The sequence below is a fragment of the Halomonas sp. AOP7-B1-5 genome, from assembly GCF_052353045.1.
GTDB classification, from domain to species: Bacteria; Pseudomonadota; Gammaproteobacteria; order Pseudomonadales; family Halomonadaceae; genus Vreelandella; species Vreelandella colorata.
Map to the genome: position 1 here is coordinate 1 of NZ_JBQTDC010000063.1, position 10,760 is coordinate 10,760.

The window sequence follows — 10,760 nt, forward strand, 5'->3', positions numbered from 1 at the left end:
GGTCGTCGCGGTTATTTCCGCTGTTTGGGTTGTGCTCGAATCCGGGGCGTTTTGAGCCGGGTTTAGCTGCTGGGGCAGGCTTGCCCCCTGCTTGTCCTCCTGCGGCCCCTGTAGCGGCCGGGGAGGGGCTTTGCGGGGTGATTTGCCCTGCGCCTTTCCTTTGGTGTCCATCGTCTTTTGCTCCCGTGATGTACCGGACGACGTAACGGTTGAACTGGGAGTAGCTGATACCTAGTTCATCCTCGCCGCCGCAGTCGTCATAGACCGTGCGCTGTTCGTTACCGGCCTCGATCAGCGTCTTGAACTGATCGAGGCGAGCCAGAAACGCGACACGTCCCGCGCCCCGGCGGGGCTTGCTGCTAGGCGTGTCTGCCATGCCTGTTTCCTCCTATTGACCGCCGCGACTCAATCGCGGACGGCCCATCATACACGCTAATGCGATTCTGCGCGAATCAGTGCGACTGTACGCGATTCTATGCGATTGAGCAAGCCATTTAATGCGATTGTACGCGATGATATGCGATTCTATGCGATTCGTCGGCTTTTCCGGCCTTTGGGCCGGTTCTGGGTGGATCGTTTAGCTACTGTCGCATACAATTGCATAGAACTAGACGGCAAGATATGTGTTGTACGGGTACGGGCAAGCCCGTCCCCATCCAACACCGCCCCTTATTCGCCTTCGGCTCAACGGTATCTTGCTCTGCGAGGCCCACAGCCGCTGCCGCGTCTAAGAGCGAAAAGCAACAACAGGAGCGCAGGCAATGCCAGAGAACACCAAAGAAAAGGCCCAGCCTCGGCGGCGCGGTAAGCCGATAGAGGTGTGGGTGACAGACGACGAGAAAGCGACCATCACAGAGCGCGCCGAAGAAGCGGGCATGTCCCGTTCGGGCTACCTGCGCGCCCTTGGGTTGAACACCCCAATAAGGTCGGTCGTTGACCTGGCCGCCGTTGCGGACTTGGCCAAGGTCAACGGCGACCTTGGGCGGGTCGCTGGGCTGCTGAAACTTTGGCTCGCAGAGAAACGCGGCCAAGCTTGAGTAAGTCCGCAATCGCCTCATCGTTGCTGTGTGCCGCTTAGGGTGTCATTTCGCCCCCAGCCGGAACCGACCCCGCACAAGACGTTGGCTCCCCCGAGACCTTGATCCACTTACCCTCAGTGATCGAGACCTCGCATTCATCTGTCATCGCCTCAACAATACACCGCGCAAATGTTTAGGGTACAAAACACCTGCAGAAGTCTTTCGGCAGAAACTCTTCGCAAACAGACATCGTTTTGCGTAAACTCAAACCGAAAAGTCGCGCTTCAGCCTGACCTCACACGCCGGAATATATTGCAGACTTCAATGCTCGTTTTGGCAAGGAGCCGCGCAATCCTAAGGATATGCATCGACCGCTGGCCGCGCATGAGAACATCGATGGTGCGATGTGCCGGAAGGAAGTACGGACACTGTCGCAAACACTGACACTGCGTTACGACAAGGTGCTGTTCATCCTGGAGCCGACGGAGTTTGCAAAGCGGCTGGCTCGACAAAAGGTGATTGTCTGCGACTATCCGGATGGCCGTCTGGAGATCATGTATGGTACGGACACCCTGCCCTACAGAACATTCGACAAGCTTCGTTCTGTTCATCGCTCGCCTGTTGTCGAGAACAAGCGACTGGATGACATGCTTTCGATTGTGGCCGAGATGCAGGCAGGCCGGGAACTGCAACGCAGCCAGAGCGGTCCCCGTCGCACAGGTCAGACGAACCATTTGTTTGGCGTGCCTGATGGCAGTGTCGGGAACGGGTATCAGAAGCGCGAGCGCAAATCGCGCACCGCTTACATGAACGATCCTGACGTTATTGCGCGCCGGGAAAAAGCGTTGGCTCGGTTGGCTGCGACGGAGTGAAATGGCCAGATCAATGACATTTGGCACTCTCAGAGCTAAAGCCGAAGGGCACCTATCGACCCGCCCCCATTCCTCGCTTGCAACTCTGACCAGCCTCTCGGAATGGGGGCTGAACGTCAGCACCTGTCGCATCTCTATCTTGCTGGAGATAGCGTATCCCTAACTTGCCAAAACACATTATATAACCGGGGTACATTCTATTTTAAACTGCAACATGCCAATGAATTCATGTGGTTAGCCATGGAGGAAATTGGATGTCGAATTGCTACTCACAGATCACATTGGCGGAACGTCGCCGGTTATTTGAGCTGAAACAGCTTAAACTCCCTCTCGGCGATATTGCGCGGCTGATGGGCCGTCATCGCTCGACGATCTATCGCGAGATCAAGCGCAACAGCTTTTGGGATGCCGAGATTCCAGACTATAATGGCTATCATAGTGTTTTTGCCGACAACATCAGCAAAGACCGCAGAACGCGGTTGCGCAAGCTCAGACGTTACCCAGAGCTGCGCAAGTTCGTCATTGAACAATTGGAAGCACACTGGTCACCAGAGCAGATCTGCGGCCGACTGATTAGCCATGGTCTGAGCGCGATACGTCTATGCGCAGAAACGATCTATCGCTTCATTTACTCAAAGGAAGAATATGGGTCCTGAATTCATAGAATAACTGCAGCACTTTGGACCACAAGGTAGAGGCAGGAGGGCCAGTGCCGGTACCCTCCCTGCTTTACCGACCAAAGTGAAGCAGAGCATGGGATACCAACAGCTGACCCAGACACAACGATACCAGATTTACGCCCGCCATGACTTGGGCAGGAGCCAGCGACAGATCGCTAGGGAACTGGGGCTCCACAGCAGCACGATTAGCCGTGAGCTGCGCCGCAACGCGACGGCCAGTGGCTATGATCCCGAACAGGCTCAGGCTTGTAGCGATCACCGACGACGTACCGCCCGCAAGTGGACGAAGCGCTTGCCCAGCTTGATCGCGGCGGTAGCCGGCCGACTTCGTGAAGAATGGAGCCCAGAGCAGATCAGTGGATTCATGGCACCGTTGGCCGGTATCGGCGTTAGCCATCAGTGGATTTATTCCCTGGTCTGGGATGATAAGGCCCGCGGCGGCACGCTTTGGCAGCATCTCCGGCAACCCAAGAGGCGCAGCAAGCACCGTGTTCACGCCAAAAGCGCAGGGCTTGGCAAGATACCTGATCGCGTGGGCATCGAGCATCGCCCAGCCGAGGTTGAGAATCGGCGCTACATCGGCCACTGGGAGGGTGACACGGTGCTTCAGGGACATAAGCAATCAGGCATTGTCACGCTGGTTGAGCGCCGCAGCGGCTATCTATTGGCGGCACGGCTACCCAGCATTACAGCGGCGTTGACGAAAGCGGCCATGATCCGTCTGCTGAAGCCTCGTCGAGGTGCGGTGAAAACTATCACGCTGGATAATGGCTCGGAGTTTTCGGAGCACCAGGCCGTGGCGAGAGCCGTAGCAGCGAGAACCTACTTTTGCGACGCCTATTGCTCAGGGCAACGTGGCACCAATGAAAACACCAATGGCTTGATTCGGCAGTATTTTCCCAAGGGAACCAACTTCCGCCACGTCACTGATGCCGAGCTACGCAGGGTGGTGAGAAAGCTCAATGACCGCCCCCGAAAACGACTCGGCTATCGAACACCGGCACAGGTGTTTCTGGGGGAGTACTCTGGAGCACTGGATACCGCAGGTGCTGCGCTTATTGGTTGAATTCAGGGGTTAAAGCTGTATGAGCATCTGGCCGAGATGCGCACAAAGCGCTGCCCACGCGGCACCAGAAGATCGCGCAGCTCCCGCATTCCAGAAGCGTTTCGCATTCATCAACGTCCTGATTTTATTGGCAATCGTCTGCAATTCGGCAATTGGGAGGGTGATTTGATCATCTTTGATCGTGACCTCGGAGAAGCCAATGTCATGACACTTGTTGAACGCAAAAGTCGTTACTTCGTCATCATTAAAAACAGCAGTCGGCACTCAAAGCCTATCATGAACAAAATCATTCAGGCCTTTGCAGCGCTGCCTTATCATGCACGCCGCAGTTTTACCTTTGATCGTGGTTCCGAGTTTATGGGTTATAGGGCTTTGGAGGATGGAATGGGGGCAAGAAGCTGGTTTTGTGATCCAAATTCACCCTGGCAAAAATGCACTATTGAGAACATCAACAAGCGCATCCGACGGTATTTACCCAGCAATACGGATCTGGCGCAGGTCAGCCAGGCTCAGTTAACCGCCCTCGCCCATAAGCTCAATGCGACCCCGCGCAAGTGTCTTGGATTTAAGACACCCGCAGAGGTGTTTGCTAAACTTTTGCAGGAAGCAGCTTAATCAGATACCCTCACCGCCGGCATAATGCAGTTGGGGTAACTTTTCCACCTCAAGGAAATCCCCGAGCCGTAGGGCGGAGAGATCTCAAGGTTCCACGATGTCAAATTCGAAGCCTTCATCCTGCTGCAGGAGACAGACCGGAAAATAGGCTCGCTGATCAAAACGATATAAAAAGTCTCTTCAATGGGTTTGCCAAACTGACTCAGACCTGTGCTATGTTTGATTTAGCGTTAACATGTCATGCTGTGTGTATGGAATAATCGGCTACTGCGCACAAGGTTTGAATGGGGCGGCAGGTATTTTTTGCCGACGTGCATGTTTGGCGATCCGCAGGAGAAGCGTGAGTGAGTGATAAGACCGCGACAGTCCAGTCAAGACATCGGGCATATGAGAGTTTCATCAAACTCTTGCTGGCGGGCGATTTTCATCCCGGCCAGTTCGTTTCGCAACGGCAACTTGTCAGTATAACAGGGCTTCCGCTCGGCGCGATACGGGAGCTTATTCCTCGCTTGGAGGTGGAGGGCCTTATCAAGACGGTGCCACAACGCGGTTTACAGATCGCGCATGTCGACCTCAATCTCATTCGTGAGGCATTTCAATTTCGTCTTTTCATTGAGCGGGAAGTTGTCGCTGTTTTCTGTCAGGAGGCGTCAGCGGAAATCTTGCTGTCCCTGCGCAGGGAACATATCGACTGGAACCTGCACGATACGATCATCGGTTCGCTGAACAACGAAATCATTTGGCGTAAATATCAGACCAACAATATCAAGATGCGTCTCATCAATCAGGAGCGTTTTCGCATCGCTGGCCGCGTCATTCCTGTCATGGAAGAGCATCTGAAAGTGCTGGAAGCCATTGAAACGCGCACTCCGCAATTGGCAATGGATGCGATAACGGTCCACATCAACAATGCGCGCTCACTGGCGCTGAAGATTTAACGAGACCGGCAAATTTGGAAACGGAAAAGGGCCATGCTTCAAGCGCAGCCGCCGTCGCTGCATGATCGCCCTCGTGTCTCACATATACGAAGCAAGGGGCGTGTATTTCGGTCGTAAACGGAAAGACTGGGAAAAGTGGAACCCGTTTTCCCGAAAAGAAAAACGAAAACAAAAGAACCCAGAGTCTGTCTGGGTCATAATGAACCAGACAGACTCTGGAAGAGCTGCGTGTCGGAGTGTAATTTCGCAAGATTATGTACACCCATCGGCCAGGGGATCAGGCGGAGGGTACCGGGACCGGATCGTGCACCTATTCCATGTATAAATTTTTCAGACCGAGCCTCTCACGCAAGGTGGATGGGCCTGTCTTTTCCGGTAACATACCGGCCTGCCGCAAAAGCGGCATGACCTCGTCTATAAAACCGTTCAGGCATGTTCCGGCAAGGCTGAAGCCGTCAATGATTCCAGCACCATGCCACTGGGTGATCCTCTCGGTCACAGCTTCCGCGGTGCAGGTGTTGGTAGAACCTAGAACGGGCATGATCCGCACGTCTGCGCGATCCCTTGCATGGCTTTTCAGGCGGAGGCTCATCTCGTCCGCGAATTTTGCGGTCGCTTCGAGGTCCATCGCCTCGGCAATCACGACATCGGCAAAGCGCGCCGCCATATCCATGTCATCCTCCGTCACCACGCTGTGAAACAAGACCGGCCTGCCCTGCGGCGGGCGCGGAACGTCCAGCGGCCCCTTGACCGAAAAATAGTGTCCACGATGGTCGATGGGGCCGTTCCCCTCTCCGTTGACTTTCACTCGCCCGTCAGAACGTATGACGATGGCATCCGGGGACCAGCTATCCCATAACTGGTGGACCACTTCGAGAAATTCCGCATCCCGTGCGGCAACGGCCTCGACAGGCGGACGGCTCAAATCGCCATATTGCTCCTGTTGCTGATCTGCCGACGGCGTGATGTGCCAGCCAGCCCTGCCCCGGCTGATATGATCGATGGTCGCAAGCCGCCGCGCAACGTTATAGGGCTGGCTGGTGCGCGGGGAGACGGCGGCGGCAAGACCGATGCGATCGGTTGCAGCCGCCAGCGCCGCAAAAGCCGTAAACGGCTCGTATGGAAGGAATGCACATCCTTCCCGCACCAGGCCCGCATTGTTCGCATCCCTGAAGACGAGCGCGTCGATCCCGCCCGATTCGGCGCGTTTCGCCAGTGTCAGGAGAGTTTGGAGAGCGCCGGGACGCGCGGAAACGCCATCCACCGCGGCGAGACTTTCCGGCCCGAGAATATAATTGAAATGAAGCTGTTTCATATTTTCAATGTCCCTTTGCAGCGAAGCGCCGGTTGTCGGGGCGCGCCAGACCGAAATGGTCGCGCAGCGTCGTTCCCGCATAGCGGGTGCGATAGAAACCGCGCCGTTGCAGGATGGGGACCACTTCTTCGACAAACAGGATATTCGCCTCAAGAGAAGGCCACATCAGCGTGAAGCCGTCGCAGGCAAAGCCCGTAAACCATTCGCTGATGAGGTCGGCCGTCTCAAGCGGCGTTCCAGCGAAAGCCAGATGCGCGCCCTGTTGCAGCACCTGACGCGGGGTCAGGCGATGCTTGCGGATCATGTCGAGATAAAGATCCGATCTTCCACGCATTCCGTTGGTGAATCCCTGCTCGGGCAGCAGATCGAGAGGGATCGGCTCGTCGGGCGGCAATTGCGAAAGGTCGATGCCGACCATTTCCTTCATGCGCGCGCCCGCATTTTCACCCGCGCCCTGTCGCGCCGCCAGAAGGGCTTCGGCCTCCGTGCGGGTTTTCGCAACGATCGGCATCAGGCCCGGCAGGATATTGAGTTGATCGGGCGTGCGTCCGAAAGCGGCCATGCGGCGGCGAATATCGGCATAAAATTCCTGTGCGATGGAAAGGACCGGCTGGGCGGTGAAGATGACTTCCGCCCAGCGTGCGCCGAAATCCCGTCCCGCCTGCGACGAACCCGCCTGCATGCGCACCGGGCTGCCCTGTATGGGGCGCGGTATGTCGAGCGGCCCCTGAACCTCGAACCATTTTCCACGATGATCGAGGGCCGGAACGTTCCCGGGTGAGGCGTGGAGCATGCCCTCAGGCGTACAGGAGAGCGCATCTTCATCGAGGCTGTCCCACAGCGCGGTTACGACCTCGATCACCTCATGGGCACGCTCGTATCGCGTATCGTGTTCGAGATGTTCGTCGCGGCTGTAATTGGCGGCGACCGTGCCGATGGCCGTCGTCACCATGTTCCAGCCCGCGCGGCCATTGCTGAGGCGGTCGAGGCCTGCGAACATGCGCGCGAGATTATAAGGCTCGTTATAGGTGGTCGAAACGGAGGCGATCAGCCCGATATGCCTGGTCACCGTGGAAAGTGCTGAAAGAAGGGCTATGGGTTCCAGCGAAAAGCCCGGACGGTAGGTGTAGAAATCGGCGATGAACATGGCGTCCATCAGCCCTTTCTCGGCCAGTTGCGCACGCTCCTCAAGCTGGCGCATATCGAAAAGACGGGACGGCATATCCCCCGCAATGCGCCATGCCAGATCGAGATGATCGATACAGGAATTGAAATGAAGCTGTCGGTTCGGATGGCTCATGTGCGCATACTCCGGCGGATAAGATAGATGAGATAAGGGGCGCCGATCAGCGCAATGACGGAGCCTGCGGGCAGTTCCCCCGGCGCAATGACGAGCCGGGCAGCAATATCGGCGAGCCCGAGAAGAAGCGCACCGACCAGCACCGAAACGGGCAAGACCGCGCGCAGGGAATGGCCGCATAAAAACCGCGCCAGATGCGGCGCCAGCAGGCCGACATAGCCGACAGGCCCGGTCTGCGAAACGCAGATGGCGGCAACCGTGACGCCCGTCGCTCCGGCGGCGAGCCTGACGGGCGCGATCGCAGCACCAAGGCTGCGCGCCGTGATGTCGCCGAGCGAAAGCAGTTCGAGTTTCGTCGCCACCAGCATCGCACAGATGAAACCGGCAAGAAGCGTGGGAAACAATATCTGCACCGTGGACCAGTTGGCCCCGTAAAGTCCGCCGATGAGCCACACCATCGGATTGTCGGTAAAGCGGGTCTGCATGACCAGTATCTGCACGAATGCGCCGCAAAGGGCGGAAACGGAAATGCCGATCAGGATGAGAAAGGTCGGTGTCAGCCTCGTGCGCCATGCAAGGATATAGACGGTGGCCGCCGCAAGCATTCCACCGGCAAGTGCCGCCATGCCGATGCCCGTCGCGCTTGCTGCGGGAAACAGCGCCACCATGAGAAGAATGCCTGCCGTCGCCCCGCCATTGACCCCGACAATCGACGAATCCGCCAGAGGATTGCGCAATGCTGCCTGAAAAAGCGCGCCGGCAAGGGCGAAACCCGCACCGGCAAGACAGGCTGCGAGAATACGCGGGCCACGCATGTCCCAGACGATCTTCTGCATGAGCGGCGCAGCCTTGCCGGAGAGTGCCTGCATGACCTGCATTCCCGACAGCGGCAGACCGCCGACGAACATGAGACCCGCAAGCAGCGTGAGGCCGATGAGGAGCAGAAGGGCCAAAAGCAGGATCGTGGGGGAAACATGTCCGGCTCGGCCGAAATCGAGCGATGAAGCCGCATTCATCTGCCCGCCCCGGCTGCGGCGCAGGACGAGCCACAGAAGCCATGGCGCACCGAGGGCTGCCGTAATGGCCCCCACGGGCGGTGCGCTGGTCAGGCTTCCAAGCATGTAGGTGATGCTGTCGGCGGCAAGCAACAGGCTGCTGCCCCAGAGTGCCGCGGCCGGTATCAGCGCGGCATGCCGTCTGACCCCCGCAAGCTTGACCAGATGCGGCGCGACAAGACCGACGAAGCCGATGGGACCGGTGGCGGCGACGGAAGCGCCCGTCAGCACCAGCACGACGATCAGGGTCGCGGTGACGAGCAATGCGTGTTTCTGTCCGAGGCTTCTGGCCGTATCCTCGCCGAGCCGGGCAATATCATATGCGCGCGACAGCGTGAAAGCCGCAATGAGGCAGAGGACGATCCATGGCCAGACGAGTTGCACATTGCTCCAGCCGTTCTGCCGCAGCGAACCCGCACTCCAGGTAATGAGAAACCGCGCCTCGCTCTCGTAGAGCAGCAGCAGCGCGCCGGTTATGCTTGAAATCGTCATGGCGACGATCAGTCCAGCAAGAAGAATGCGCAGCGGCGTGGCGCGAAACCCGCCCGCCAGCAGATAGACCATCAGCACGGCAACCAGACCGCCGCAGACCGCGACGGCGATGGGCATGAAAACGATCAGGGCCGGTGCGAATATGGTGGCCAGCGCAATGAAGAAAAAACTTCCCGCGCTGATGCCGAGAATGCCCGGCGACACCATCGGATTGCGCAGGATGCTCTGCATGAGCGCGCCGGAGACGGCGAAGGCGCTGCCCGCAAGCACCCCTATGGTGGCGCGCGGCAGGCGAAAGCCGCTGACGACGTCGCGCAGCAGATCGTCATTATACGCAAAGGAGCGGATGATGTCGCCAACCCCGATCCGGGCCTCGCCATGCGCCATATTGAGCGCGAAAGCGGCGACGAGCGCCATGACGCCCGCCCCGATCATGCCCAGTTCGCGCAAGCATTGCCGCGGCACGCTCACGTCAGAAGCGCCTTGCGGACATCGCGCAGAAACAGCCGCGCGCTCAGCGGGCCGTTGTGGATCAGCCGGTAGGGAATGGGCTGAAAGCGGTTCTCGCGCACGAAACGCAGATTGCGCCACACCGGCGTCGCCATGAGATTGGCCACACCCTCCTCATTGAAGGGCATGTAGAGAAAATCGGCATCCTGCAAGGCGATCAGCGTTTCGGCGGTGGTGACGTTGAAGCCTTTTTCGAGATAGCGGTCGTCATCATAGGCATAGGCGAAGCCGCAACGCTGCAAAAGCTGCGCCGGCAGCGCATTGCGATTGAAGAGCATGATTTCGGCCCCTGTGACGCCGGCATTGACATTGCCCAGCACGACAGGACGCTTGTCCAGCCCTTTCGCGACGACACTTTGCTTCATTTCCGCAAGCGTTTCATCGAGAGACGCGAGGAAATCGCCGCATTCCGCTTCCCGTCCCGTCAGACGCGCGACGGCACGCAGCGTCTCGACCATATTCGCCATCTGGTCGGGTTTTCCGGCTGGATAGGAAAGGAATGCCGCCACCGGCGCGATTTCGCCAAGCAGGGTGCGACTTTTCTGGATGCTGTTGGCGCTGCCGAGGATCAGATCCGGCTCAAGCGCCATGATGAATTCGATATTGGGTGCGGAAGACAGACCGAGATCGGTCACCTCGTCCGAAAGCCGGGGCTCGGCATCGCCGGTGAAGCGGCGATAATTGGCGGGGCCCGTCATTCCGACCGGTTGCAGGCCCAGCGCCAGAAGAAATTCCGCACTCTGCTGGTCAAGCGCCACCACCCGCCGCGCCGGCTGCGCCAGGCATGTTTCACCCAGTTCGCTCACCGCACAGACGCGCGCCGCAAAAGCCCCTTGCGTGGATGCGGCGAAGGCGGCGAAGGCGGCAAGCCCGCAAGCGAAGCTTCTTCTCGACATCA

General features: G+C 58.2%; 8 protein-coding genes and 4 pseudogenes. 7 read left to right on the forward strand and 5 right to left on the reverse strand.

Features of this window, described 5'->3' with window-relative positions; all coding sequences use genetic code 11:
• On the reverse strand, positions 1 to 376 hold a 376-nt coding region (locus ACT3XD_RS18610; RefSeq protein WP_444280656.1), incomplete at its 3' end, for a TraK family protein.
• A 385-nt stretch (positions 377 to 761) separates the two neighbouring features.
• Between ACT3XD_RS18610 and ACT3XD_RS18615 the strand changes: the two genes are divergently transcribed.
• The 7 genes and pseudogenes from ACT3XD_RS18615 (at position 762) to ACT3XD_RS18645 (ending at position 5,190) form a co-directional block, all read left to right on the forward strand.
• Positions 762 to 1,037, forward strand: a complete 276-nt coding sequence (locus ACT3XD_RS18615) for a plasmid mobilization protein (protein ID WP_225736347.1) — start codon at positions 762 to 764, stop codon at positions 1,035 to 1,037.
• 73 nt (positions 1,038 to 1,110) lie between these two features.
• Positions 1,111 to 1,281, forward strand: a pseudogene (locus tag ACT3XD_RS18620) (IS30 family transposase); the annotation flags it as partial.
• A 34-nt stretch (positions 1,282 to 1,315) separates the two neighbouring features.
• Positions 1,316 to 1,891: pseudogene (locus ACT3XD_RS18625) on the forward strand (ISNCY family transposase); the annotation flags it as partial.
• 254 nt (positions 1,892 to 2,145) lie between these two features.
• Positions 2,146 to 2,541: pseudogene (locus tag ACT3XD_RS18630) on the forward strand (transposase); the annotation flags it as partial.
• A 103-nt stretch (positions 2,542 to 2,644) separates the two neighbouring features.
• Complete coding sequence (locus ACT3XD_RS18635) at positions 2,645 to 3,637, forward strand: IS30 family transposase (protein ID WP_192539746.1); 993 nt, start codon at positions 2,645 to 2,647, stop codon at positions 3,635 to 3,637.
• Between the two features lie 6 nt (positions 3,638 to 3,643).
• A pseudogene (locus tag ACT3XD_RS18640) lies at positions 3,644 to 4,252 on the forward strand (IS30 family transposase); the annotation flags it as partial.
• A 344-nt stretch (positions 4,253 to 4,596) separates the two neighbouring features.
• Entirely contained in the window at positions 4,597 to 5,190 is a 594-nt protein-coding gene (locus tag ACT3XD_RS18645; RefSeq protein WP_192539744.1) for a GntR family transcriptional regulator, read from the forward strand.
• 310 nt (positions 5,191 to 5,500) lie between these two features.
• On the opposite strand, the gene ACT3XD_RS18650 is transcribed toward ACT3XD_RS18645, so the two are convergent.
• From ACT3XD_RS18650 to ACT3XD_RS18665, 4 genes are all read right to left on the reverse strand, one after another.
• On the reverse strand, positions 5,501 to 6,505 hold the full coding sequence (locus ACT3XD_RS18650; RefSeq protein WP_192539743.1) for an LLM class flavin-dependent oxidoreductase: 1,005 nt from the start codon (positions 6,503 to 6,505) through the stop codon (positions 5,501 to 5,503).
• A gap of 4 nt (positions 6,506 to 6,509) precedes the next feature.
• Positions 6,510 to 7,805: an NtaA/DmoA family FMN-dependent monooxygenase gene (locus tag ACT3XD_RS18655; protein WP_192539742.1), complete on the reverse strand. Its 1,296-nt coding sequence runs from the start codon at positions 7,803 to 7,805 to the stop codon at positions 6,510 to 6,512.
• Positions 7,802 to 9,823 (reverse strand): iron ABC transporter permease, encoded by a 2,022-nt coding sequence (locus ACT3XD_RS18660; protein ID WP_193063620.1) that lies wholly within the window; start codon positions 9,821 to 9,823, stop codon positions 7,802 to 7,804. The genes ACT3XD_RS18655 and ACT3XD_RS18660 overlap by 4 nt, the downstream gene beginning before the upstream one ends.
• On the reverse strand, positions 9,820 to 10,760 hold a 941-nt coding region (locus ACT3XD_RS18665), incomplete at its 5' end, for an ABC transporter substrate-binding protein (RefSeq protein WP_444280657.1). The genes ACT3XD_RS18665 and ACT3XD_RS18660, both read right to left, overlap by 4 nt.